The sequence below is a fragment of the Oceanobacillus alkalisoli genome (assembly GCF_021556485.1).
Classification (GTDB): Bacteria; Bacillota; Bacilli; order Bacillales; family Amphibacillaceae; genus Oceanobacillus; species Oceanobacillus alkalisoli.
In genome coordinates this window covers 1-25765 of the sequence record NZ_JAKGBW010000010.1, presented here as the reverse complement: position 1 = coordinate 25765, position 25765 = coordinate 1, and the positions used below count along the sequence as shown (strand labels likewise).

At 40.3% G+C, this 25765-nt stretch carries 27 protein-coding genes and 1 rRNA gene; 17 read left to right on the top strand and 11 right to left on the bottom strand.

Annotated features, from left to right (window positions below):
- The first annotated feature begins 161 nt into the window (after positions 1-161).
- The 6 genes from LZD48_RS10795 to LZD48_RS10770 all read left to right on the top strand — a co-directional run bounded on the left by LZD48_RS10795 (position 162) and on the right by LZD48_RS10770 (position 7685).
- A complete protein-coding gene (locus LZD48_RS10795) occupies positions 162-1475 on the top strand; it encodes a Na+/H+ antiporter family protein (protein WP_235762761.1) in 1314 nt (437 codons plus the stop codon).
- A gap of 127 nt (positions 1476-1602) precedes the next feature.
- Complete coding sequence (gene pdaA / locus LZD48_RS10790) at positions 1603-2394, top strand: delta-lactam-biosynthetic de-N-acetylase (protein WP_235762760.1); 792 nt, start codon at positions 1603-1605, stop codon at positions 2392-2394.
- A 177-nt stretch (positions 2395-2571) separates the two neighbouring features.
- A complete protein-coding gene (mbcS, locus tag LZD48_RS10785) occupies positions 2572-4149 on the top strand; it encodes an acyl-CoA synthetase MbcS (protein ID WP_235762759.1) in 1578 nt (525 codons plus the stop codon).
- An 88-nt stretch (positions 4150-4237) separates the two neighbouring features.
- On the top strand, positions 4238-4414 hold the full coding sequence (locus LZD48_RS10780; protein ID WP_235762758.1) for a hypothetical protein: 177 nt from the start codon (positions 4238-4240) through the stop codon (positions 4412-4414).
- Positions 4415-4582: 168 nt separating this feature from the next.
- Positions 4583-6712 carry an ATP-dependent Clp protease ATP-binding subunit gene (locus LZD48_RS10775; protein WP_235762757.1) on the top strand — a complete coding sequence of 710 codons (2130 nt, stop codon included), beginning with the start codon at positions 4583-4585 and terminating at the stop codon, positions 6710-6712.
- A gap of 100 nt (positions 6713-6812) precedes the next feature.
- Positions 6813-7685 carry a ComEC/Rec2 family competence protein gene (locus tag LZD48_RS10770; RefSeq protein WP_235762756.1) on the top strand — a complete coding sequence of 291 codons (873 nt, stop codon included), beginning with the start codon at positions 6813-6815 and terminating at the stop codon, positions 7683-7685.
- Positions 7686-7784: 99 nt separating this feature from the next.
- On the opposite strand, the gene LZD48_RS10765 is transcribed toward LZD48_RS10770, so the two are convergent.
- The 6 genes from LZD48_RS10765 to LZD48_RS10740 all read right to left on the bottom strand — a co-directional run bounded on the left by LZD48_RS10765 (position 7785) and on the right by LZD48_RS10740 (position 11934).
- Positions 7785-8564, bottom strand: a complete 780-nt coding sequence (locus tag LZD48_RS10765) for an ABC transporter permease (RefSeq protein WP_235762755.1) — start codon at positions 8562-8564, stop codon at positions 7785-7787.
- Complete coding sequence (locus LZD48_RS10760; RefSeq protein WP_310739808.1) at positions 8561-9472, bottom strand: ABC transporter ATP-binding protein; 912 nt, start codon at positions 9470-9472, stop codon at positions 8561-8563. The genes LZD48_RS10765 and LZD48_RS10760 overlap by 4 nt, the downstream gene beginning before the upstream one ends.
- Positions 9469-9675 carry a PLD nuclease N-terminal domain-containing protein gene (locus tag LZD48_RS10755; protein ID WP_235762754.1) on the bottom strand — a complete coding sequence of 69 codons (207 nt, stop codon included), beginning with the start codon at positions 9673-9675 and terminating at the stop codon, positions 9469-9471. The genes LZD48_RS10760 and LZD48_RS10755 overlap by 4 nt, the downstream gene beginning before the upstream one ends.
- Before the next feature lie 77 nt (positions 9676-9752).
- A complete protein-coding gene (locus tag LZD48_RS10750) occupies positions 9753-10784 on the bottom strand; it encodes a DUF1648 domain-containing protein (RefSeq protein ID WP_235762753.1) in 1032 nt (343 codons plus the stop codon).
- Positions 10777-11178 carry a GntR family transcriptional regulator gene (locus LZD48_RS10745; RefSeq protein ID WP_235762752.1) on the bottom strand — a complete coding sequence of 134 codons (402 nt, stop codon included), beginning with the start codon at positions 11176-11178 and terminating at the stop codon, positions 10777-10779. The genes LZD48_RS10750 and LZD48_RS10745 overlap by 8 nt, the downstream gene beginning before the upstream one ends.
- Before the next feature lie 342 nt (positions 11179-11520).
- Positions 11521-11934 (bottom strand): helix-turn-helix domain-containing protein, encoded by a 414-nt coding sequence (locus tag LZD48_RS10740; protein WP_235762751.1) that lies wholly within the window; start codon positions 11932-11934, stop codon positions 11521-11523.
- Positions 11935-12081: 147 nt separating this feature from the next.
- On the opposite strand from LZD48_RS10740, the gene LZD48_RS10735 reads away from it, so the two are divergent.
- A complete protein-coding gene (locus LZD48_RS10735; protein ID WP_235762750.1) occupies positions 12082-12366 on the top strand; it encodes a hypothetical protein in 285 nt (94 codons plus the stop codon).
- 83 nt (positions 12367-12449) lie between these two features.
- On the opposite strand, the gene LZD48_RS10730 is transcribed toward LZD48_RS10735, so the two are convergent.
- Together LZD48_RS10730 and LZD48_RS10725 are read right to left on the bottom strand one after the other, a co-directional pair.
- Entirely contained in the window at positions 12450-13007 is a 558-nt protein-coding gene (locus tag LZD48_RS10730; protein ID WP_235762749.1) for a GNAT family N-acetyltransferase, read from the bottom strand.
- Positions 13008-13404: 397 nt separating this feature from the next.
- Entirely contained in the window at positions 13405-14292 is an 888-nt protein-coding gene (locus tag LZD48_RS10725; RefSeq protein ID WP_235762748.1) for a TIGR01777 family oxidoreductase, read from the bottom strand.
- 89 nt (positions 14293-14381) lie between these two features.
- Between LZD48_RS10725 and recX the strand changes: the two genes are divergently transcribed.
- Positions 14382-15197 (top strand): recombination regulator RecX, encoded by an 816-nt coding sequence (gene recX / locus LZD48_RS10720; RefSeq protein ID WP_235762747.1) that lies wholly within the window; start codon positions 14382-14384, stop codon positions 15195-15197.
- An 82-nt stretch (positions 15198-15279) separates the two neighbouring features.
- A complete protein-coding gene (locus tag LZD48_RS10715; protein WP_235762746.1) occupies positions 15280-15615 on the top strand; it encodes a YfhH family protein in 336 nt (111 codons plus the stop codon).
- A 115-nt stretch (positions 15616-15730) separates the two neighbouring features.
- On the opposite strand, the gene LZD48_RS10710 is transcribed toward LZD48_RS10715, so the two are convergent.
- Complete coding sequence (locus LZD48_RS10710) at positions 15731-16717, bottom strand: metal-dependent hydrolase (RefSeq protein ID WP_235762745.1); 987 nt, start codon at positions 16715-16717, stop codon at positions 15731-15733.
- 62 nt (positions 16718-16779) lie between these two features.
- On the opposite strand from LZD48_RS10710, the gene mutY reads away from it, so the two are divergent.
- The 4 genes from mutY to LZD48_RS10690 all read left to right on the top strand — a co-directional run bounded on the left by mutY (position 16780) and on the right by LZD48_RS10690 (position 20809).
- Entirely contained in the window at positions 16780-17844 is a 1065-nt protein-coding gene (mutY, locus tag LZD48_RS10705; protein WP_235762744.1) for an A/G-specific adenine glycosylase, read from the top strand.
- A gap of 102 nt (positions 17845-17946) precedes the next feature.
- Positions 17947-18111 carry a gamma-type small acid-soluble spore protein gene (locus LZD48_RS10700; RefSeq protein ID WP_235762743.1) on the top strand — a complete coding sequence of 55 codons (165 nt, stop codon included), beginning with the start codon at positions 17947-17949 and terminating at the stop codon, positions 18109-18111.
- A gap of 128 nt (positions 18112-18239) precedes the next feature.
- Positions 18240-18767 (top strand): nucleoside tri-diphosphate phosphatase, encoded by a 528-nt coding sequence (ntdP, locus tag LZD48_RS10695; RefSeq protein ID WP_235762742.1) that lies wholly within the window; start codon positions 18240-18242, stop codon positions 18765-18767.
- A gap of 281 nt (positions 18768-19048) precedes the next feature.
- The gene (locus LZD48_RS10690) at positions 19049-20809 is read left to right on the top strand and encodes an ABC transporter ATP-binding protein (protein ID WP_235762741.1); all 1761 of its coding nucleotides are present in this window, start codon (positions 19049-19051) and stop codon (positions 20807-20809) included.
- Between the two features lie 42 nt (positions 20810-20851).
- On the opposite strand, the gene LZD48_RS10685 is transcribed toward LZD48_RS10690, so the two are convergent.
- Positions 20852-22141, bottom strand: a complete 1290-nt coding sequence (locus LZD48_RS10685) for a glutamate-1-semialdehyde 2,1-aminomutase (RefSeq protein WP_235762740.1) — start codon at positions 22139-22141, stop codon at positions 20852-20854.
- A gap of 302 nt (positions 22142-22443) precedes the next feature.
- Here LZD48_RS10685 and bcp point away from each other — a divergent pair, with 302 nt between their 5' ends.
- The 3 genes from bcp (at position 22444) to perR (ending at position 24609) form a co-directional block, all read left to right on the top strand.
- On the top strand, positions 22444-22917 hold the full coding sequence (gene bcp, locus LZD48_RS10680; RefSeq protein WP_235762739.1) for a thioredoxin-dependent thiol peroxidase: 474 nt from the start codon (positions 22444-22446) through the stop codon (positions 22915-22917).
- Between the two features lie 32 nt (positions 22918-22949).
- The gene (locus tag LZD48_RS10675) at positions 22950-23897 is read left to right on the top strand and encodes a D-2-hydroxyacid dehydrogenase (RefSeq protein ID WP_235762738.1); all 948 of its coding nucleotides are present in this window, start codon (positions 22950-22952) and stop codon (positions 23895-23897) included.
- Positions 23898-24165: 268 nt separating this feature from the next.
- Complete coding sequence (gene perR, locus LZD48_RS10670; protein WP_235762737.1) at positions 24166-24609, top strand: peroxide-responsive transcriptional repressor PerR; 444 nt, start codon at positions 24166-24168, stop codon at positions 24607-24609.
- A 48-nt stretch (positions 24610-24657) separates the two neighbouring features.
- On the opposite strand, the gene LZD48_RS10665 is transcribed toward perR, so the two are convergent.
- Complete coding sequence (locus LZD48_RS10665) at positions 24658-25038, bottom strand: YgzB family protein (protein WP_235762736.1); 381 nt, start codon at positions 25036-25038, stop codon at positions 24658-24660.
- A gap of 523 nt (positions 25039-25561) precedes the next feature.
- Between LZD48_RS10665 and LZD48_RS10660 the strand changes: the two genes are divergently transcribed.
- Positions 25562-25765: ribosomal RNA gene (locus LZD48_RS10660) — 16S ribosomal RNA — on the top strand; the annotation flags it as partial.

Genomic DNA, 25765 nt, shown 5'->3' with positions numbered 1-25765 from the left:
GGACATTGGGGGCACGAGGCATTGTCCGACTTTACTGGGACAATGCCTCCGACCCCAATGTACCATTACCTTTATAAAGGGGTTGCTTTTTTATCTTCAATGCTTTATTATGATGAAGTATTAAAGTGATAAAAGAGTAGAGATTTAAGGGGGAAGTAATTGTGGAATGGGTTGTAGTTGTGTCCGTTCTAGTGCTGATTATTCTCAGCTTATTACGACTTAATGTTGTTTTGGCACTCATTGCAGCAGGAATCGTTGCGGGTGTCATGTCAGGACTTTCGTTTGTAGATACGGTTGATTTACTCGTAAGTGGAATGGGCGGTCAAGCGAATACGGCTTTAAGTTATATCTTACTTGGAGCATTTGCGATTGCCATTAGTTATACAGGAATTACTAGTTTTCTTGTGAATTTTGTAATCGATAAATTATCAGGAAAAAGGGCGACAATCTTACTCTTATTAGCAGGAATTGCCAGCCTTTCGCAAAATGCGATTCCTGTCCATATTGCATTTATACCGATTTTAATACCACCGCTGCTGAAGTTATTTAATAAAATGCGGATTGATCGCCGAGCTGTTGCGGCGGCACTTACGTTTGGATTAAAAGCGCCATATGTCATGCTTCCATTAGGATTTGGAGCCATTTTCCATGGCATTATTGTCGATGGTCTAGCAGAGAATGGTATTGAGTTAACTGCTTGGGATACGGCATTTGCGATGCTGATACCTGGACTTGGTATGGTTGTAGGACTCTTTGTTGCGATATTTATTACGTACCGAAAAGGAAGAGATCCGGTTAAAGGCTCTGGTGGAGGTACAACGGTAGACATTGAAGCTTTGAATCAAGAAGATTTTGCTTTTAATAAGAAACATTTCTTTACCATTATCGCCATTATAGCGGCGTTAGTCGTACAAATCATTACACAAAATCTAATACTCGGCGCACTCGCTGGATTATTAGTTATGTTTGTGTTCCTTGTTGTGCCGTATCGTAATCTTGATAAGATTATGACAGAAGGAATTGGATTAATGGGAATGATTGCATTTATTATGCTTGTAGCTTCAGGTTACGGAACAGTTTTAAGTGAAACAGGAGCAGTCGATGCATTAGTCAAAGCGTCTGCTGGGTTTATAGGAGACAATCAAGCTGTCATTGCCTTCATTCTATTATTAGTAGGACTCCTTGTAACAATGGGAATTGGTTCTTCATTCGGTACAATTCCAATTTTAGTTGCGCTATATGTCCCGATTTGTCTGGCGGCAGGATTTTCACCACTTGCGATCGCCGCGTTAATCGGAACAGCTGGAGCACTGGGTGACGCTGGTTCACCAGCTTCGGACAGTACACTTGGTCCAACGTCCGGCTTGAACGCTGATGGAAACCATAACCATATATGGGATACAGTAGTACCAACTTTCCTGCACTACAACATCCCACTCATCATCTTCGGCTGGGTTGCAGCAATGATCTTATAAGTTGCCGGGACAGGGGGTCAGAGCATTTATCCCATCTTGTGCGGGACAAATACTCTGCCCCCTTGTCCCACCACTCCCGCATAATTTTTGAGTCCGGAGGTTATGCTAGGGAAAAAGGGTGTTGTTGATGAAGCGTTTGTTAGGATATTGTTTCGTTTTTGTCTTGATTATCGGATTCAGTTTAGAAACAGAGGTCGATGCTCGTGGCTTTGGCTGGGGGTATAAAAAGGGTTCGGCTGGTGAAATTCCGGAAATCGGCTCTTATGGTGATTTACTACAAGAATATGGTGCTTATTTTGCGGATTCATCCGGTGGGAAACATATTTATTTAACGTTCGATAATGGTTATGAGGAAGGGTATACTCCACAAATTCTCGATGTGCTGAAAAAGGAAAATGTACCGGCAACTTTCTTCGTTACCGGGCATTATGTAGAAACAGCTCCCGATTTAGTCAAGCGAATGGTTGATGAAGGACATATTATCGGAAATCATTCCTATCACCACCCTGACTTTTCCATTTTAACGAAAGATGCGATGCGTCAAGAACTGGAGGACTTGGAAAAAAAGGTAAGTGAAGTATCTGATCAAAAAGATTTGAAATACTTACGTCCGCCAAGGGGTATTTTTAATGAACAGACACTGGAATGGGCGAATGAATTAGGTTATATTCATATCTTTTGGTCGCTTGCCTTTAAAGATTGGGAAACGTCCAATCAAAAGGGATGGCGTTATGCGTATGAAGAAGTGATGGAGAAAATCCATCCAGGCGCGATTGTTTTACTTCATACCGTTTCAAAGGATAACGCCGAAGCACTTGCTGTATTAATAACGGATTTAAAAGAAGAAGGATATCAATTTAAAAGTTTAGATGATCTAATTTTACGTGATCAGATACCTGAAGTGATTTATGGATATTAATAAACAAAGGCGCAAAAGCCCTTATAGGCTAAGTATGCGATTCGTTTCGCGGGCGCCTTAGCATACAAAGTCGGGAAGCAGACTCATCTGTTTTCCGACTTTTTCATTAAAATCGTGCCAAACTTTCTGAGGCTTTGATATAATGGAGAGAAAATAAAAGAAAGTGGTGGTAGCGGGATGATGAGAGAAGATTTAATCGCACCAAAACAATATAACATTGCGATGGAAGTCGAGAAATATGCAGCAGATACAAACAAAAAAGCACTCATCTGGCTGGATGAAAATAATAATAAAAAAGAGATTACCTATCAAGCGCTAATTCGAAATGTAAACAAAATCGGAAATGTATTTTTGAATAGCGGTCTTGAACGCGGGGATAAAATACTCATCATCATGCCTCGGCTTATTGAAACATATGAAGTCTACTTGGCGGCATTAAAAACAGGGATTATCATTATTCCAAGCTCGGAAATGTTAAAAGTAAACGATTTAGAATACCGGATTCAACACGGAGAAGTTAGTGGAGTCGTGGCTTTCCATGAGTTTACAACAGAAGTAAGTAAAGTTTCCAACTTTGCTGAACTGAAGAAATTTAGCGTTGGACATGCCGTTGATGACTGGGAATTTCTTGATGAGACAAAAGCAAACGCTAGTGAAGAACTTGAGATGGTAGATACGACAAAAGAGACAATCGCATTTTTACCATATACATCAGGAACGACAGGGAATCCAAAAGGTGTTGTGCATACCCATGCTTGGGGATTCGCTCATTTGAAGACCGCGCCGGAAAATTGGCTTGGTGTGGAAGAGGATGATTTAGTTTGGGCTACAGCAGCTCCTGGCTGGCAAAAATGGGTTTGGAGCCCACTTCTATCTGTACTTGGTTCTGGAGCGACAGGGTTTATTTATAGCGGGAAATTCGATCCGTCCAAATATCTCCAACTCCTTCAAGATAATGAAATCAATGTGCTCTGTTGCACGCCGACAGAGTATCGCATCATGGCAAAAGTCGAACATCTTGAGGATTATAAGTTGCCGCATTTACGCAGCGCGGTATCTGCAGGAGAGCCGCTTAACGTAGAAGTCATCGATACGTTCCGGAAGTATTTTGATATTACCGTTCGTGACGGCTATGGTCAAACAGAGAATACATTACTTCTAGGAATTACGAAAGATATGGAAATAAAGCCAGGCTCCATGGGCAAACCAACGCCGGGTAATGATGTAGTAATTATTGATGAAGAAGGAAATATAGCAGGGGTAAATGAAGTCGGGGATATTGCGATCCGTCTAGATAGTCCAGCGCTTTTCCGTGAGTACTATAAAGACATCGAACGAACGAAAGCATCTCGCCGGGGTGAATTTTATATTACAGGAGACCAGGCGAGAAAAGATGAAGATGGTTATTTCTGGTTTGAAGGCCGCAGAGACGATATAATTGTTAGCTCGGGTTATACGATAGGACCATTTGAAGTGGAAGATGCTCTTGTGAAGCATCCATATGTTCAAGAGTGTGCGGTCGTCGCAAGTCCAGACGCTGTCCGAGGGAATATCGTCAAAGCTTATGTCGTTCTTAAGCAGAATGTCGATAAGAACAATACAGACTTGATTAAGAATTTACAAGATCATGTAAAACAACAGACAGCACCATATAAGTATCCGCGGGCTATTGAATTTATTGATGAACTTCCGAAAACCACCTCTGGTAAAATAAGAAGAATCGAACTGCGTCAAAGAGAAATGGAGAACATGTAAAGTCTTCCATCATTTTTCAGGCATTTGTTTTCCACTGACGCTTTCCGGGTATACTGTTATTGAATACCTTAAAAGCGAGGGATAATATATGGATACAAAAAAGCGTCTATTCGATCTTCTGGATGATTTGTCAGAACAGGAGATTACTCGGATTGTAAACTTTGCAGAAGAAATAAAAGAATCAAATGAAAAAGATTTAGTCGAACATGCTCCCGTTGAATTTTGGGATAACGATGATAAAATATGGAATGAAATTAGCAGATGAGAGAACTAGTCTCTATCTGCTTTTTCGTTCCTGCAAAAAAAAAATAAAAAAAGTTGGGCAAAACACTTGAAAGTCAAAAAAGGTCAGAGTATAATGGGTTTAAGGTCAAAGATAGTCAAAGTCAAATTTGATCAATTTAATAATAAATAAATTTAGGAGGAATGTAAGATGAAATGTCAACATTGCGGTGTTAATGAGGCAAATGTAAATGCGTCTGTGCATATGAACGGACAGCGAATGGAAATGCATCTATGTAACTCCTGTTTACGTGAAATACAAGGAAATATGATGAATCAGGCAAATAATTTCTTCTCCAATTTCAATCAAGGAGAAAATCCATTTCAAAACCAATTCTCTCAAGCGGGAAATGGACAAACAGGAGCACGTACACAACAACGCACAAAGAAACGTGAAGGTCTACTTGATCAATTAGGGAAAAATCTAACTGATTCTGCACGAGCAGGAGAAATCGATCCGATTATCGGGCGCGATCAGGAAATTAAACGTGTCATTGAAACATTAAATAGAAGAAGTAAAAACAATCCGGTTCTTATCGGAGAACCAGGTGTAGGTAAAACGGCAATCGCAGAAGGTTTGGCACTGCGAATTGTAGAAGGAACCGTTCCAAGTAAGTTGCTTTCTAAAGAAGTATACTTGCTCGATGTTGCCTCTTTAGTTGCGAATACAGGTATTCGCGGCCAATTCGAAGAACGGATGAAAAAGCTTATTACAGAGCTTCAAGAAAGAAAAGATGTCATCCTCTTTATTGATGAGATCCATTTAATCGTCGGAGCAGGTACAGCTGAAGGTTCTCAAATGGATGCAGGTAATATTTTAAAACCAGCTCTTGCACGTGGTGAAATGCAGTTAATCGGTGCAACGACGCTGAAAGAATACCGTCAGATTGAAAAGGATCCGGCACTTGAACGACGCTTGCAGCCAGTTATTGTAAAAGAACCGACACTCGAACAAACAGTACAAATTTTACATGGAATTAAAGATCGCTACGAAGCATTCCATGAAGTGAAGTATGCAGATGATGTTATTGAAGCTTTTGCGACATTATCTGACCGTTACATCCAAGATCGTTTCTTGCCAGACAAGGCGATTGACTTAATGGATGAAGTCGGTTCACGCTTGAACTTGAATAACTCCCAGCAAGATGCAAACTCCTTGCAACAACGTTTGGATGAAATTGTGAAGGAAAAACAAGAAGCAGCGGAACGTGAGGACTATGAACTGGCAGCAAATCTCCGTTATCAGGAAATTCAATTACAGAAACAATTAGAGAAAGCAGATGACAGTGAGAAAGTTACCGATGTATCTGTCTCTGATATCGAATTGATTGTAGAAGAGAAAACTGGCATTCCTGTAACGAAAATGCAAGCAGAAGAACAAAAACAGATGAAGAACTTGGCAACTCATTTACGCGGTAAAGTAATCGGACAAGACGAGGCGGTAGACAAGGTCGCTAAAGCGATTCGTCGTAGCCGTGCAGGTCTGAAATCGAAAGAACGTCCAATCGGTTCCTTCCTATTCGTAGGTCCGACTGGTGTTGGTAAAACAGAGCTGACAAAAGTTCTTGCAGAAGAATTATTCGGAAAACGTGATGCGCTCATTCGTCTAGATATGAGTGAGTACATGGAAAAACATTCTGTGTCTAAAATCATTGGTTCACCACCAGGATATGTCGGTCATGAAGAGGCAGGACAGTTAAGCGAGAAAGTCCGCCGTAATCCGTATTCCATCATCTTGCTTGATGAAATTGAAAAAGCACATCCAGACGTGCAAAATATGTTCCTACAAATTATGGAAGATGGTCATCTGACAGACTCCCAGGGCAGAATGGTGAGCTTTAAAGAATCCGTCATTATTATGACAAGTAACGCTGGAACTGGTGCGAAAAATGTCAATGTTGGTTTCAATAACACACATGACGCTGTTTCAACGTTAGAGAATTTAAGTGATTTCTTCAAACCAGAATTCTTGAACCGATTTGACGCAATTGTAGAGTTCAACGAATTAGCGAAAGAAAACTTACTAGCTATTCTTGATTTGATGCTGCATGAGCTTGAGGAAACGATTGAGGAAAATGATATCGAAATTACGATTACAGATGCAGCGAAAGAAAAATTGGTTGAACTTGGATATGACCCGCGTTTCGGTGCAAGACCATTACGTCGTGTCATCCAGGATAAAATAGAAGACCAGCTTACCGATTTAATTCTTGAATCGGAATCCGTAGATAAAGTTCATATTGATGTAGTAGAAGATGAAATAGCAGTTAAACAAGCATAAATTTTAAATGAGTAATCCCGTTGCCTCGTGCAGCGGGATTTTTTCATGCTCATAAGTAGCTTGTTTCGGTGCAAAATAAGAGGAAGAAAGGGTGACTCCGATGAAAAAAATAATCCATTTATTCTTCCTTTTATTATTTATAATCCCTCAAATTACATATGCCACACCACAGAACAGCTTGCGTGTTCATTTCATTGATGTAGGGCAAGGGGACAGCATACTGATTGAAACCCCGGACAATCAGGCGATCTTAATTGATGGCGGTGTACCGAAAGCTGGAAGTAAAATTGTCCGTTATTTAAAGGAGCAGCAGATTGAAGAAATTGATTTAATGGTTGCCACTCACCCGGATTACGATCACATCGGCGGATTAATTGCTGTGTTAGAGCATTTACCTGTACGGAAAGTACTTGAAAATGGGGAAGTTCATTTGACCAAGACATTTGCTAAATATCGGTTCTATCTTTTCAAAGAAAAAATTCCAGTGCAAATAGCCCAAGCAAATGACAGCATCACGCTTGCGGAGGAGGTGGAGCTGAAAGTTCTGCATGCGGCAGAGGAAGATGCGGAAAATAGGAATCAATCCGCCATAGCACTTAAATTAACCTATGAGAAAATTGATTTCCTCTTTATGAGTGATGTGGAAGCGGAGCAGGAAGAAGCGATTGCGGAAAAATATGATGTCGACGCGGAAGTTCTGAAAGTCGCCCATCATGGTTCAAATTCCAGCAGTACGTTAAAGTTTCTCAGAGAAGTAAGTCCTGAAGTATCGATTATAACGTATAGTGCATCGAATGATTATGGACATCCTGTAGGTAGAGTGATTAATAACTTGCAAAAGGTCGATAGTCAAATCTTCTCAACAGCAGGTTATGGTAATGTTGTTGTCGAAACAAATGGAGAGCAGTATATTGTCCTGCCTGAAATGCAGCCGATGGAACGGTTAATGAAAAGAATTAAAAATAAGGAATAAAAAACCAGCAAGTTAAGCTGGTTTAATCATGAATGAAGCGGTTATTAGGAAAGTAAAGTCTTGTTGTTTTCCTGTTTGGGTGAGTGATAAAGGTGCAACCTATGATGCATGCTCTTTCGTCTGGAAAATATAAATACTCCAAACAAGAAGCAGAGCACTAATGATAATAGTTGTTACTGCTGACCCGATTAATGCTCCTTGAATCTTGCCGGTTTGTAAATAGTTGAGTGCGTGGTTTGAGAGATTACTCGGACTGTAATTTAATTTTTGTCCGAACAAGCTTGTAATGACGCTCAGCACAATGATTGTTGCAATAGTTCCAAAGGCGACGAGTCCGGGAGAATTGAACACGGTATTATAAAATATCGACAATGTAGCGACGAGAATAAACCAGAGCCCGTAAAAGAATAAAAGGAATATAAAATCTCCTGCAGGAATAAACGCATAGAGTAGCCCAATATAATACCAGGCAAACAGCATACTTATCACATATGACACAAGCACAAGCGCCAGTAATCCCGTCCATTTACTCATAATATAAGTCGTGTAGGATATCGGTTTTACGAGGATGAGTTCAGCAACACCTGATTTTCTTTCTCCAGCAATCGTACCCATCGAAATAAGAACGAAAATCAACACACCGAGACTGCTGAGTTGTCCCATACTCATCCCAATTGCGTCAGTCGCGGTTACTTCAGGCATCTCGAACACTGCACCATCCGGGAGTCCCCCGACGGACTCAAGAATTTGCGGCAAATAATAATTAGATACGGGATCCATGACGGCAAGGAGAATAAGTACGAGCGGTACCCAAATCCATTTCTTGTCACGGAAGCTCGCAATCAGTTCTTTTTTCACAAGTGTTTGCCACTGTCTCATTGCTTCACCGCCTTCATAAATAGGTCTTCAAGAGAGGCCCGATTTAAATTAAAACCGATAATCGGCCAATTTTCCTCTGTTGCAGTTTGGAAAATACATTTTCGCGCCTCGGCGATATCAGCTGCGGGAATTTTTATAATTTGCCTTTCAAGTTTGCAGTCCATTATTCCGGGCAGACTTTTTAACTTCTCGAGGTATTGCTCAGGATTTTCCTGAAATTCAAGTTCAATGACAGAGGTCTGATATTTTTGCCGCAATGCTTCCATCGAGCCTGCTTCCATGATTTCTCCTTGATGAAGCAAGAGTAGCTCATCACAAACTTCTTCGGCATCATTTAAAATATGAGTCGAGAAAAGAATCGTCATTTCCTTCTTCAATCTTTCAAGTAAGGTTAATACGTCGCGCCGACCAATTGGGTCAAGGGATGAAACTGGTTCATCAAGCAGCAGGAGCTCGGGAGAGTGGATGATCGCTTGGGCAATTCCAAGACGCTGCTTCATCCCTCCGGAAAAATCGCTAATCCGTTTGTCGAGTGCATCTTTAATGCCAACTTGTTCTGCTAAATCTTCCGCACGTCTCGCTGCTTCTTCTTTTGGGAGGCTTGCAATTTCTCCACTGAAAAGCAGAAATTCACGTGCTGTCATCCAACTAGGAAAAACAGGGTATTGTGGCAGGTAGCCAATAAATTCACGAATATCCGCATTTGCTTCTTTACCGGAAAAAGTAACATCGCCATCCGTCTGTTTCAGCAGTCCAGCAAGAATCCGTAAGATCGTCGTTTTCCCGGCGCCATTTGGACCAATGAGTGCAATGCATTTCCCTTCAGAGAGGGAGAAATCCACACCCCGTACAGCAGTCATATCTTTGTACGCTTTAAGTAAGCCTGTTACGGTAAGGATGCTCATCATCTTCTCCTTCCAAAGATAAAGTATAGAATCGGACCAACGATAGTGAGAACTAAGATGATAACTAGCCATACCCAACGGTTGCCTCGGACGTTTTCTTCTTGTTTGATCCAGTCAAAAACCGCTACGATAATTAAGATTCCTTGGATGAAAAATAGTGGTAAAATCAATCCTAAATTAAGAGAGTCCATTGCAAGTTGATTCATAATTACCCCTCCAATTTAACTGAATAATAGTGGAATAAGAATCGCGAGCCCGATAATCAAAAGAAGTGTCATCCATGCTAAAGGTCGAGCAAGATAATCGTCCACCCGACACCGAACCTTTTTTCAAGAAAGAGTGCAGGATCATTCCTGTTAAAATAAATGACACCAAGCTTCCAATATTTATCGTCATCGCGATTAATTGTTTTCCCGTCCTTGCTCATTGTGCCATGCTTGATTCTGCTCCCGCCTTGACCCGTGGTGAAGGAAAGGTAAATAGATCCACCAATGAACAAGACTGTAAAGCCGAGTGTTATAATCATGAATACAGCAGGGCTGAAGTTGAAAAATAGACTGGCTTGTGCAAATGCAAATAGCGAGGTTAGAGATATACCGCCGATAATGGTGAAAAGCGACCATCTTCTCCGGAACATTGCATTTTGTTTCAATGATTTTTCAGGATCTTCACTATCTATCTGTTGTTTTGCCCGAGAGATGATTGTATTGACAAATAGAAAGATTAACGTCATATAAAGCATTAGAACCGGAAAGAGCAGTGCCGAACGATAAGATTTGTCCGCCCAGGAAGTTACCTCGCCAGAGAAATCATATTGCATTGGAATTCGTTCAGGAAGCAAATGGTAATTTTTAAAGGTAAAAAATATAACGATAAACGTAATGAAGAAAGAGATTAGAAACCAGAGATTTGAATATCTTAATTTATCCTGGTGGAAATTTGTACTAATAAAAAGTCGCTGGCTTTTTCCTTCATTCCAATTTCTTTTTTCTTTTAGTTTTTTCATCTGAAAGTGGAATTTCAAATAAATGAGAAAGCTGGCTGTTAAATATAGAAGGGTGATGATGGTTAACAGGATTCCCAATTCCTGAACAGATGTGTTCCGGCTTAAAATGAATAAAACGATTAACAGAAGCAGAGCAAATATACTTGTGTAGCCTGCATATTGTTTTCTCATTTCCTTTAGTTCGTCGCTAGGATAAATCTTCTGCGGAATTGTAACTCCAAAGCTTTCCGTCCTCCGTGTCCAGTAGGGGGTCAATACGACTGGAATAAAGATTGTTAAAACGATAATGGGGAACAGGAACTCATTCATTTTCTCCACCTTCTTTCGTTAGAATTTGTTCATATACTTCTTGAGATAAGCGAGTGAACTCCTCTGCACTTAAATCGCGAACGATCGCTTCCGCAATAAGGGGGCGTAAAGTTGCTTTAAGATTTGTGCGGTACGTTTTGTCCGCTTTAATAAAGCCGTCCGGGTGAATCATGACACCCCTGCTCCGGTGAATCTGAATATATCCTTCTTGCCGCAGCTGCTGATAGACTTTATTCACCGTATGCAGATTAATTCCAATATCAGCAGCAAGTGCCCTGACAGAAGGCAAATCATCCCCAGGGCGTAAACTCCCCCGCGCAATACCCTCAATAACCTGCTCCTTCAACTGAACGTAAATCGGCTTATCCCCAGCCATATCAAGTTCCAAAAACATACACAAACCCACCTTTCACTGGGACACGGGGTCAGTGCAACTGTCCCATTCGTTTGTCTGTTATACTACTAATATAACAGACAAACGGATTTTAAACAATAACAAAGGCGTTAGCGCCCGTTTAGCAACGTACAAACCGGAGCACTCCGGAAAGAGATAAAGGAAACACAACGAACGATAGTGAGTTGATGTTGACTTATCGATTGGAGGAGTGTGAAGTTTGCTAGTTGCTGGGCGCTGGAGCCGGACGTGGCTAGTTCTAGCGATTTCACTTATCCCAGTATTTATATTTTATAAAATATTAGACAATAAAAAAGAGAGCAATTTTCCTGCTCTCTTTTTTCAAATTTGTTCATATTGATCGATCAAGCTTCTAAGCAGCTTTTGAATCGACATTTGTTTTTTGATTGATAATTGCTGCAGACGGTAAACTTGTTCTTTAAGTTCAGGGAACTTCATCATATATTCCACAAGTTCAACTGCCTCGTCATCGAATTCAATCGATTTAGAACGATAAATCCGTTTAAATTCCTTCATCAATTCTTTGTGGTGTGTGTAATTCCCAACAAGATTATCAAGTGTAATATCAAATACACTACTGAGCTTGATGAGACTCTGGATATCAGGAGTAAGCTGGCTATTTTCCCATTTCGTCACCGTGGAGCGGGAAATCATTAATTGGTCAGCGAGCTTTTGCTGGGTCCAGTTTTTTTGCTCCCGTAAAAATTTTATATTATAAGCGATTTGTTCAATCATTTAGGCATCACTACTTTTTTTAAAATGACATTATCGTTTTAGATAATACATATGGTATCACGCGAAATAGGCGAAAGTTGCGCTACGCTTGTTCGTTTACATAACATATGATAATATGTTCCTGATTGGAACGAAGGGGGTGAGACTTTGTCACTAGGTTGCATGGTATTATATCATCCATTCATCTCAAGTTATACGAAAAGCTTTCTATTGCGGACTATGTTTAATAAGCAAAGAATAGAAATAGAAGTGATGGATAAAACGACAACCATTATCTATTTTGAAGAGGTAGAGAAGCGTCTTATCTGGCAAGCGACAATGGACTTGGAGAGTTCGGGTATACAAACGGTATATGCGTTTGAGCATACGAAGGAAAAAGCATTGGAGAAAGCACTGAAAAAGTTTAAATTAGGTAAGGAAAATCCAATGTAGTAACTTAATGGGGAAGAAAATAAAACCAAAGCTGCCCAGACATCATCTGAAACAGCTTTGGTTATTTTTATATTTAAAAATACTTACGAAACTTCTATATCACTGGCTGTTGCTTCCACAGGCACGAATTGTTTATAAGAGATATAGCTCTCTTTCGATATAACGAATAAATCGTAAATCTCCTCATCCGGATTGATTTTCGCAAACACTTCAGGATAGGTTTCATTAGCTAATGCGATATATGGAAGTTTTAACACGGCTTTCATAGAGCGGATATTCGTCTTACGCACCTTCATGAATATGCCGTCAATCCCCTGGGTAAAGAATAATTCGTCAAAGAACCTATCTTTTGCCTCGCGATTATACCCTTTGCCAAAATAAGGCTTACCAATCCAAGTGGCGAGAAATCCATGATTCTCTTCAATGTCAAATAAATTAATTGTGCCGATCGGCTGCCCGAATTCATCCAGAATCGTTCGCGAAATCAGCTCCCGGTTTTGTTCGGATTCAATCGTCTGTCTTGTTACAAAATAAAATTCATCTAATGTGTCGGCTTTTTGTCTAACATAGGGAAATACTTCAGGATGTGTCATCAATTCATACAGAACTGGCACCTCATGTAATTCACGCATTTTTAGCATAAAAAAACCCTCCTTTATTTCAGGTGGGTATTGTCCAAAGTGCGGCCACTAATAAGCCTAGTGATCCTCTTGAATCCTACCCACGAATTTTTATTCACAATATTACGCCTGAAACTTGCGATAAACAAAAATTCGGGGTGGGAATCGAACCCACTAGAACCAGTAAGAACATACTGGTGGCGCACCATTTGCCTTCCCTATTTAATTTCCAGATTGTACGAAATGCGGTTAGCTGTCATCTCTTTTCTGCAGGATGCAATCAATTTACTTAACTCATTCTACACCGGATTTTGCAAAATGTGAATGGTTTTTTTAAAAAAATATTATTAAAAATTTTTAACGGATTTCGTTTATTTTCCGTCTGATTTTTCTGCCGTAATTAAAAGAATAAACGCCTTTATCTCAAGCTTGCGAGAGCCTCTGGTAATTTCGGATAATGAAAAGTGAAACCACAATCTATTGCCTTCTTGGGATAAACAAATTGTCCTTTCGTAATGATTTCTGACATTTCACCAAGTGCAATTCGCATAAACAGTCGGGGAACCGGAAGCCAAAGTGGACGCTTGTATACTCGTGCCAGTGTCTGGTAGAAGTCTTTATTCCGCTTTGGTGCGGGAGCGGTAATATTTACAGGACCTTTAATAGTTTCCTCGAACAGACAGAAAGAAAGGAGGCGTGCTGCATCTTCCACGTGAACCCAAGAAATCCACTGCTCTCCGTCACCGATTTTTCCTCCAACAAATAATTTTACAGGAAGTTCCATGAGAGGGAGGGAACCTTCATTTTTTCCGAGCACAATTCCAAAGCGTGCGTATATGGTTCGGATACCTGTTGATTCGATTTGCTTCGCCTCATTTTCCCAGTCGACAACGACAGAGCTAAGGAAATCATCTCCTGTTTCGATTGTTTGTTCTGTAAATATCATTTCGGTCGATGTTCCATAATAGCCGACTGCTGAACCATTAATGAATACTTTTGGCCTCTCTTTTAACTGCTGCACAAGCCTGACGATATGCCTTGTCACTTCGATTCTGCTGTATCTGATTTCTTTTTGTTTTGCATTCGTCCAGTAGCCGGATAGCGACTCACCGGCAAGGTTAATGACACCGTGAATCGTCGGGAGCTCTTTTGGATTCACATCATAAGAAAGATACGTTACGTGATCTTTATCTTCGTATTTATTCGGAGAGCGTGTCAGGGCGTAAATTTGATGTCCTTTTTGAGTCAGTTGGTCTGTTAAGTGCCTTCCGATAAATCCAGTCGCACCAGTGATAAGAAAATTCATAATATCCCTCCAAGGTTTTACGATTTGCATGAGTATTAGTTGTATACGATGTTTTTCATGATAAAATAAGATGGAAGGGGTGAAGCATTTTGAAAAAAATTACCCGAATTACAACGCAACAGAAAAATGCGAGCCGTTATAATATATTCCTTGATGATGGAAATGGTGAAGCTTTTGCCTTCGGTGTCGATGAAGCCGTACTGATTGAATTCAGACTGCGAAAAGGACTGGAACTGAACGAAGAGACAATCAAGAAGATAACGCAAAAAGAAAAGCTCTATCAGTTTTATACCCAGTGTATCCATTTTTTAAGCTACCGAATGCGGACAAAAAAAGAAATTTATAACTATTTAATGAAAAAGGAAGTAGAACCCGAATATATAGAAAAAATCATCGAGCGACTGACGAAAGAAAAACTGCTTAATGACAAGGAATTTGCTGAAATGTTTGTCAGAACCAGAATGAACACCTCATCGAAAGGTCCGAAACTGATTGAACAAGAATTAAGAGAAAAAGGTGTCAGTGCTGTAATTATTGCAGATGTCATCCCGATATATACGTATGAAGAGCAATACGATAAGGCATATAAGTTTACGGAAAAGAAACTCCGGCAGTCCTCCAAACACGCTTTTCGGAAACGGATGGAGCAATTGCAAGTGAACTTGATGCAAAAAGGCTTTTCCCGAGATGTTGTAAAGGATGTTGCATCCGAATTTTTCGGTGAACGGGACGCAGATGAAGAATGGAATGCACTTGTTTACCAAGGTGAGAAGTTAGTAAGGAGACATGGAGCGAAATTTACTGGATATGAGCTTCGGAATAAAATCAAAGAAGGTTTGTACCGGAAAGGATTTTCATTCGATTTAATTGAGCGGTTTATCGAGGAGCAGTTGGAACAGGATTAACAATTTTTCCCGCTCGGAGTTAGATTATTCCCTTCCCGGTGAAAAAATTGGTAAGCTAGAGGAAGGATAGGGGGAGAGCAAAATGAATTATCGATATAGTGATTACTCTGTGGAGCAGCTCTATAAAGAAATCGGAGAATTAAAGGAAAAAGCACAGAAAGCGGAGCAGCTCGGAAATATTTCGGAGGTGCAGATTAATGAGAGAAAAATGCAGGTTGCCATTTCCTATACGATGAATCCTGCTGATTTCAAACCAGAAGAAATTTATCAATTGAAGATGGAGCCAGGTTTCCGGTTTCTGATTGAATACATAGATGGTATTTTTGCTTGGGGATACCGAATAAATCTGCTTAATGAACGTTATGAAAAAATTGAAGCATTGCCGATTGCGTTACTTGGTAAAAAAGTGGATAAATAAAAGAACAGCAGGCCATCCTGCTGTTCTTATTTGGCAGCTAAGAAAATATAGGACTGCCCAAATGCAATTAAGGTTGTCACCTAAAACTTGGTGACAACCAATTTTCCTACTGAAATTAAGCGAGTGTATCACTTACATATAATTTTCGCTGCAGCTTATGCTCAGAGAAGATCCAGCCTGTATAGGAACTGATGACTTCAAGATCTGGATTGATTTTCACTACGGCAACGAATGGATAATAATCATTTGAGCGATATCGGAGATCAATCAGTCTTACTTCTGTATAAGCATCGAATTCGTTGATTTCCCACCGATAAACAGGAGAGAAATTTAAGAAGGCTGCAATGTTATCATCCGTTTTTGCGGTTTCAATAAGCGGTATTTCCGGTAACGGTATCTTCTTGAATTCATCTACAATTTCAATGTGCCGATTTTCCACCTTGCCTACGTAAAACCGGTTTTCCGTCGTAATTGCAACCCGCCAGTAATTCTGTTTCAATGTTGGTGAAGTGGCAATCTCTACTGTATCTGGAAAATGTTCTTTGATTTTATGAACGATTTCGCGTTTGTCCAAGTATCGTTTAATATAGTAGAGGATAATGACCGTATAAATCGTGAGCCACGTATAAGCGGGGTTTGCCCCAAGTGACCAGGCGATGATTCCAACAACGTTCAATGAGAAAATATAAGGATCAAACGTGTTGATGAACCCTTTCGCAATCCATTTATTCGTAAACGGTCGAAAGGCTTGCGTTCCATATGCATTAAATAAATCGACCGTCACGTGAATGATTACGGCAAGGGCTGTCCATAGCCATAAGTGAAGGAAACTCACTTCCGGGACAAATAAATAAATACCTCCAGAAACGAGCAGTCCCCATAATAGGATGGCTGGAATCGAGTGGCTTGCTCCCCGGTGATGCCGGATGTAAGTAGCGTTGTCTTTCATTTTAAATACTGTATCAAAGTCTGGTGCATGGGAACCGACGACAGTTCCAACAAGCACGGCATTGAATAACATTGGATCACTCTGTACGGCAGGATCTAGTGTTGCAAGTCCTGCAAGTGATACTCCCATTACAATATGTGTAGCGGTATCCATAATAAGGACACTTCCTATCGTTTTAATATTATTAATCAATTGTACCAAAGGAAGGTGGCACAATGGTAGAAGATATTTTACAAAATTTTAACATAGAAGCATTCAATTCTGATTTACTAACTTGGTATCATGAAAATAAGCGCATGCTCCCTTGGAGGGAGACGAAAGACCCCTATAGTATATGGGTATCCGAAATCATGCTGCAACAAACAAAAGTAGATACCGTTATCCCTTATTTTAAACGTTTTATGGAGAAATATCCAACCGTATATTCACTTGCAAATGCTCCGGAAGAAGAAGTATTAAAAGAATGGGAAGGGTTAGGCTATTACTCACGGGCAAGAAACTTACATACGGCGGTTCGGGAAGTCGTGGAAAATTATGATGGAACGGTTCCGGATGAGAAGAAGGAATTGGGAAGCTTGAAAGGTGTCGGTCCATATACGCAAGGAGCAATTCTTTCTATAGCGTTCAACCAGCCGGAACCAGCTGTGGACGGGAATGTCATGCGTGTGTTTTCCCGGCTGTTATTAATTAATGATGATATCGCCCGCCCGCGAACGAAGAAACATTTCGAAATAGTTGTTAGGGAAGTGATTTCAGAGGAAGATCCATCATCCTTTAACCAGGCAATTATGGATCTTGGAGCAACGATTTGTACACCGAAATCCCCGGCTTGCCTTATTTGCCCGGTACAAGAACATTGCCGTGCCTTTGAAGTCGGTGCCCAGGGTGAATTACCTGTCAAATCAAAAGCGAAAAAACAAAAACCAATATTTTATGCAGCATTGAAAGTAAAAAACGCGGACGGCAATTATCTAATTGAAAAACGACCAGATACAGGTCTGCTTGCGAATATGTATCAATTTCCAATGGTACCTTTAGGTGAGGTCGCTGCAGGGGATATTCCAAGTTGGTTTAAAGAGGAGTATGGGGTTGAAGTAAAACTCGGTAAACGAGATGGTGATTTAAGGCATGTTTTCAGTCATCTGATTTGGGATATTGAAATTTACGAAGCGGAAACAGATGCAGTTGAAGTCGGGGATAAACGGTTACGTTTGGCGAGTCCAGACGAAATGAAAAAACTTCCATTCCCTGTTTCACATTTAAGAATTCGCGGTTTCTAGCTATGCGGCAGTTGATGCCCTCAAATTTTGCCGAAAGTTAATATTTTCCTCTGTATAGTCTTGCGAGAAATGGATAAATTAACAACTACGGAGGTGATATTGATGGCTAACAACCCTAAAAACTCAAAGGCGGGCACCAATGTACAAAAAGTAAAACAGCAAAACCAAATGGCACAACAAGGTCAATATGAGACAGAGTTTGCTGATGAAACAGATGCACAAGAAGTGAAAAAGCAAAACCAAAAGTCTCAACAAAACAAAAAATAACTTGGATAAAAAAGAGCTTCCTGTATTAGCAGGGGGCTCTTTTGCTTTATCTTTTATATACTACCCTTTATAATAGACTAGATATAAGAAGAAATAGGTAATTAACGTATAAAGGAAGGTTGATCCAAGTGGTTGCTCCGGAGCCTGGTTCAAGAATAGAAATACAAAGCTATAAGCATGATGGAACACTTCATCGCATATGGGAAAGCAGCTTGGTGTTAAAAGGTACGGAGTCGGAAATAATCGGGGCAAATGATCGTACAAAGGTAAAGGAAAGTGACGGGAGGGTATGGTTGACGAGGGAGCCGGCAATCTGTTATTTCCATTCTGAGCATTGGTTTAATATTATCGGTATGATCCGAGATAATGGTATTCATTATTACTGCAATCTTAGTTCCCCCTTCATTTATGAAGATGGAGCCTTGAAGTATATCGATTATGACTTAGATGTTAAAGTGTTTCCGGATATGACATATCATTTGCTTGATGAAGATGAATATAGTCTTCACAGCAAAATAATGCATTATCCAATTGAAATCGATCGGATTCTACAAAAGAACTTGAAATTACTGAAACACTGGATTCATCAGCAGAAAGGTCCCTTTGCACCTGATTTCATTGATAATTGGTATGAACGATACCTCACGTACCGCTAAATCAAGTCGGTGAAAGATGTCTTGTTACAGTTCGTAACAAGGCATTTTGTTTTACAAGCGAATGGAAAAAGGGTAACAATAGAAGGGTAACAATTATTAATCCCAGTGTAATCGCCCGTAAAACTCCCATCTCAAAACTGTAGGGTTTTCGAGAAAGTTTAGGTGGGAAGAAACGAGAGCTAACACCTAAGATTCGTTCAGCTAATAGTCAGCGAGGGATGAAGAAAAAACCCACAAATTGAAGTTTCACTTTATAGTACATATAAGAGGAAGATGACTGCATGAGTAGTATTAGACAATATATGGAGTTTGTAAAACCGTATAAATGGAAGATATTCCTGACGATTATAATCGGGATTGTAAAATTTGGTATACCTTTGTTGATGCCGCTGATTCTTAAGTATGTACTGGACGATATTATTTACGTCGAGACAATGACCGCGGACGAAAAGGTTACTCAACTATTTTGGGTAATGGGAATCGCCTTCCTGATATTCTTGATTATCCGTCCACCAATTGAATATGCTAGACAATATTATGCGCAGTGGGTCGGAAACACAATTCTTTTTGATATTCGTGACAAGCTTTTTGATCATATTCAAAAGCTTAGTTTAAAGTATTATTCGAAGACAAAATCCGGCGAGATTATTTCCCGGGTAATAAATGATGTCGAACAAACAAAGAATTTCGTGATGACTGGCTTGATGAATGTATGGTTGGATTTAATTACCATTTTCATCGCACTAGGAATCATGTTCGCAATGGATATTCCGTTAACGCTCATTGCCATGGCGCTCTTTCCGTTCTTCGGCTTTGCGATTAAATATTTCTATGCCCGTCTCAGACAGCTTACTCGGGAACGATCACAGAAGCTTGCAGAAGTACAAGGACATCTTCACGAACGAATTCAAGGAGTGCCTGTCACTCGCAGTTTCGCATTAGAAGATTATGAACAAGAGCAATTCGGTAAGCGGAACTCCCGCTTTCTGAATAAAGCACTCGAACATACGGACTGGAACGCGAAAACCTTTGCCGTCACAAATACGATAACAGACCTTGCACCGCTGCTCGTTATTGCTTTTGCAGGTTATCAGGTGATTAATGGAAGCGTGACAGTCGGTACAATGGTTGCCTTTGTCGGATTCATGGACCGGGTGTATAGCCCGCTCCGCCGTTTAGTGAACTCCTCGACCGTCCTCGTCCAATCGGTTGCATCGATTGACCGGGTGTTCGAATTCATGAATGAAAAATATGATATAACGGATAAAGACGAAGCTAAACAATTGGACCGGGTAGATGGTACGTTAGAATTCGACAATGTTTCCTTCTATTATGATGAGGATGAATTACAAGTACTGAAAAATGTTAACCTCAAAGTGGAGAAAGAGGAAACTGTTGCATTTGTGGGGATGAGTGGTGGCGGGAAATCAACATTGATAAGCTTAATCCCACGCTTTTATGATGTAACCGGTGGGGAAATCCGAGTTGATGGCATGGATATTCGGGATGTAAAAGCCCGCTCATTACGGAATAATATTGGTATGGTTTTACAAGACAATATTTTATTCAGTGAATCGATTGCAATGAATATCCGGATGGGTAATCCGTATGCAACGGACGAGGAAGTAATCGAAGCGGCTAAAGCTGCGAATGCCCATGATTTTATTATGAACCTCCCGAAAGGCTACGACACATTAGTCGGTGAACGTGGGGTCAAATTATCCGGTGGACAAAAACAACGAATCGCAATTGCCCGTGTATTCCTGAAGAACCCGCCAATTCTCATATTCGATGAAGCAACATCAGCACTTGATCTTGAAAGTGAATCATTAATTCAGGAAACAATGGAAAAACTTGCTGCAGAGCGCACGACATTCATTGTAGCCCACCGCCTCGCTACAATCACGCACGCCGATACGATTGTCGTTATCGAAAACGGTGAAATCGTAGAAAAAGGTTCCCATGAAGAGTTAATGAGGAAACAAGGAAGTTACTTTGATTTATACGAAATCCAGAATTTAAATAATGGAGTCAAACTATAGAAAAACAGGAAGAAATCTGTAAAAGGATTTCTTCCTGTTTTGTTATTTCATTTTTTCAAAGACCCGATCAACCGCTGCGATTGTGTCATCAATATCTTTTTCCGTATGTTCGGTCGTTAGGAACCAAGCCTCGTATTTCGATGGGGCAAGATTTATTCCTTCATGTAGCATCAGTTTGAAGAACTTCGCAAAAGCCTCGCCGTCGGTTGCCTCGGATTCTGCATAGTTTGTCACTTCTTCTGTACCGAAGAATACCGTTAATGCGCCGCGCAGACGATTGATTGTAATGTCAATCTGATGTTTCTCCGCTTTTTCTAAAATACCTGCTTCAAGTTGGGCACCAAGTTTTTCCAACTTGTCGTAAACCCCTTCTTCTTGAAGCACTTCCAAGCAAGCAATCCCTGCAGCCATGGATAACGGGTTACCTGACATCGTACCTGCCTGATAAGCAGGTCCTAGTGGTGCAACTTGCTCCATAATATTTTTCCGTCCGCCATAAGCACCGATAGGCAAGCCGCCGCCGATAATTTTACCCATTGCTGTCATATCCGGTTCGACACCGTACACTTGTTGGGCACTTCCATAAGTGAAGCGGAATGCAGAGATGACTTCATCATAAATAACGAGTGCCCCTGCTGCGTGGGCAAGGTCATTTACACCTTGAAGAAAGCCGTCGTGAGGTGTGACGATTCCGAAGTTCCCGACTATCGGTTCCACAAGAACGGCAGCAATTTCATCTTTCCATTTTTCTAATGCTTCTTTTAGTCCTGCTAAATCATTAAAAGGGACGGTAATGACATCATTTGCCGTTGTTTGTGGTACGCCTGCTGAATCTGGTGTTCCTAAAGTGGATGGACCAGATCCTGCTTCAACGAGAACTGCATCAAAATGTCCATGGTAGCATCCAGCGAATTTGATGATTTTATCTCGGCCCGTATACGCACGAGCGACACGGATCGTTGTCATGACGGCCTCTGTCCCTGAATTGTTAAACCGTACCTTCTCAAGGGAAGGAATAGCCTTTTTTAACATTTTCGCAAATTTATTTTCAAGACTTGTTGGTGCTCCGTAAAGCACACCTTTACTCGCTTGCTCTTGGATTGTTTTCGTTATATGCGGGTGTGCATGCCCTGTAATGATGGGACCATAAGCCGCCAAATAATCAATATATTTATTTCCGTCGACATCGTAGAAATGAGGGCCTTGTGCATGTTCCATATAGACAGGTGAGCCACCGCCTACCGCTTTATAAGACCGGGAAGGGGAGTTCACTCCGCCTACGATATGTTCTAAAGCCTCTTGATGTAATTTTTCTGATGTTTGATAATTCATTCTTACGCCTCCTGCTCATGAGTAATTACGGTGATACATATAATGAATAGATGCCTACTTACTATATCAAACATTAACGCTTCGTACATAATTAGAAAAGCATTTTTTAAGGAATCCGGCTCTTGTCTATGATATAGTGAGTTTAAAGTGAAACTTCATTCCGTGGTTTTTTTCAATACTCACGGATTGTTAGTTCGATACTAGCTGTTAAAACTTCTGCTTAGAATGGAAGGGATTGCTGAAGTTTGTAGTGGAAGACTTAGAGCGGGTTACACTGCTAAAAATGAGATGGAGGGATTTTCATGACGGTTGAAGTTGGAAAAGTAGTTAATGATTTTACATTACCGAATCAGACTGGTGAGGAGATCAGTTTGAGCGATTATAGAGGGAAATATGTCATTCTTTATTTTTATCCTAAAGATATGACGCCTGGCTGTACAACGCAGGCTTGCGATTTTAGAGACAATCATGAGAAATTCGGTGAACTGGACGCAGTAATTCTCGGGGTCAGTCCCGATCCGGTAGAAAGACATCAGAAATTTATTGATAAACATGAACTGCCATTTGAATTACTGGCAGACGAGGAACATAAGTTGGCAGAAGTTTTCGATGTGTGGAAGCTGAAGAAGAATTTCGGTAAAGAATATTACGGAATCGAACGTTCCACTTTTATTATCGATAAAGAAGGAAAGTTATTAAAGGAATACAGGAAAGTCCGCGTGAAAGGGCATGTGGAAGAGGCACTCGAGTATTTACGGGATGAGGTACAAGGATAAAATAGAATTGATGGGATGAGGGGGGAAGTTTCATGATTGTATTTTCAGCTAAAATTTCAAGCAAGCATCAGAAAAAATTAACTGAGACATTTCCAAATCAGCAGTTTGTTTTTGGTGAACAGCCTGCAGATATAGAAAAACAGTTGGACGAGGCGGAAGTATATGTTACATATGGAAATGATGTAACGGAAGAGTTTCTTGCTAAAGCACCGAACGTTAAATGGATTGCATGCCTCTCCGCCGGGGTGGACGGGTTTCCGTTTGAGCAGTTGAAAGAAAGGGGAATCCTTTTAACGAATGCAAGAGGCATCCATAAGACACAAATGGCCGAATATGCAATTGCGATGCTTCTTCAAGTATATCGCAATGCGAAAACAATCATTGAAAACGAACGTCATTCCGAGTGGGATAAAGGGGTAAGGATTCGAGAAATTACAGGGAAAACATTACTAATTCTTGGAACAGGTGCAATCGGCAGTGAAACTGCAAGACTGGCGAAAGCATTTCATATGAACGTAATCGGAGTTTCCCGGAGCGGAAAAGCGACAGAGCATTTTGATGAAGTTTATAGAGCAACAGAATTAATGCGAGCTTTACCTCAAGCAGATTTAATCGTTTCTGTTCTGCCGAGCACCGCAGAAACGAAACAGATCTTAACTTATAATCATTTTAAAGCAATGAGAGAATCGGCTGTATTCTTAAATATGGGCCGCGGAGATGTACTGATTGAAGATGATTTGCTACGAGCGGTTCGGGAAGAAGAAATAGACCACGCTGTTCTGGATGTATTTGAAGAGGAGCCACTACCTAAAGAACATGGCTTCTGGAAAGAAAAAAATATTACGATCACTCCGCATCTATCTGGTCTGTCTCCGGAGTATGTAAAACGGGCACTCGAAATTTTTCATAAGAACCTTGCTGTATATGAAAATAAAAATGGTGAACTCATCAATAAAATTAATCCGGACCGAGGTTATTAACCGAAATTAACAGACGATTTAATGAATTTCATAATACGTATTTAATGCTTCCTCGTCATCATATGTAGTTGAGCTGGTTCGTTCCCAACTACAAAATGGTGATGGAAAAGTCGACTTTAATTATGAAATTCATTCGATTGATAAGTTTTTACTATTCTCAAGCTACTTATATTGACTAGAACTGCAAATGACGATAAACTGATTATAAAGATTATTATTTAATAATATTATTTGTATGCTATTATCTATTGAAAGCGAGGTTGCTGTGATGTCTGAAAAAAGACTGCGAGATGCGATTGATACATTAAAAGAATCAGGCGTCCGGATTACTCCGCAACGTCATGCAGTTCTTGAATATCTTTTAAGTTCGATGAGTCACCCTACAGCGGATGAAATCTATAAAGCGCTGGAAGGGAAGTTTCCTAATATGAGTGTTGCAACGGTCTACAATAATTTACGTGTATTAAAAGAAATAGGACTCGTACGCGAACTGACCTATGGAGACTCTTCTAGCAGATTCGATTGTACTACATCCGAGCATTATCATATTATCTGCAATAGTTGCGGTAAGATAGTAGATTTCCATTATCCATCATTGGATGAAGTAGAATCTTTGGCGGAACAAGTAGCTGGCTTTGACATTAGCTATCATCGCCTGGAATTGTATGGAACATGTGAGGAATGCAAAGCGGTAGGAACGGAAAAACATTAATTATAAAATGAAAAAGTCACCAGGGATATCGTTCCTCTGGTGACTTTTTTAATCGGATGCCTGCTCTTTTTGTTTGGCATATTTCCGTTTGTTGTATTTCTCGTCAAATTCCGCACCTTCTAAATCTTTGTCTAATGTGAGCGGTTGTTTACAATGCATGCACGCATCAACACGCCCAAGCATTTTTGTCGGTTTCTCACAACTCGGACATACTATCGGAACGGCTCGGAGCGAGAGTGTGCCAATCCATAAATATACAATAAGACTTGCAAAGATTGCTAGCAGACCGAATATGAAGAAGATAACCATCAACCATTCTCTGCTTTTGAAAATCAAACCTACATACATGAGTAGGATTCCAGCGAAAATTAGGATTAAAGCAAATGAACGAATTTTATTTATTTTACTCGAGTAGACAAGTTGTGCCATTTTATTTCAGATTCCTCCCTTAGCGTTCCATTGTAGTATAGCATATTTTCTTTTCGTTGGAGGAATAAAAGGTTATGGATTCGTGACAGGTTTGGAACAAAGAAAAAGGATTTGTCTAAAAAAGTTGCAAATGAATTTAGGAAGTATTTTTGCTATTAAATAGAAGAAACTTTTTTAGGAGTTAAATAGTAATTAAAAGACAATTTAGATTTTGTATATTTCGTTGACAACCGTTTTGTCTCATGGTACATTAATAACCGTCGTCAAAAAGCGAAACAAACGCAAACGATTTAGCGACAAGAAATTAAAAATAGTTGTTGACAGGATATTACATCCATGTTATATTGGAAAAGTCGCCGTTAAGAAACGGCAAACAAAATTTGCTCTTTGAAAACTGAACAAAACAACCAGTATGAAAAAGAGGTAAGAAGTAAAACGTTGGATTGATCTAACGAAAGCTTTTTATCCCTGAATCAATTTTTGAAGCTAAGAATAGATGACGGTGTCATCAATCACAAACACTTTTATGGAGAGTTTGATCTTGGCTCAGGACGAACGCTGGCGGCGTGCCTAATACATGCAAGTCGAGCGCGTGAAACATTTCAGATCTCTTCGGAGTGACGAATTGTGGATCGAGCGGCGGATGGGTGAGTAACACGTGGGCAACCTGCCTGTAAGATCGGGATAACTTGCGGAAACGTGAGCTAATACCGGATAAAGCAACGCA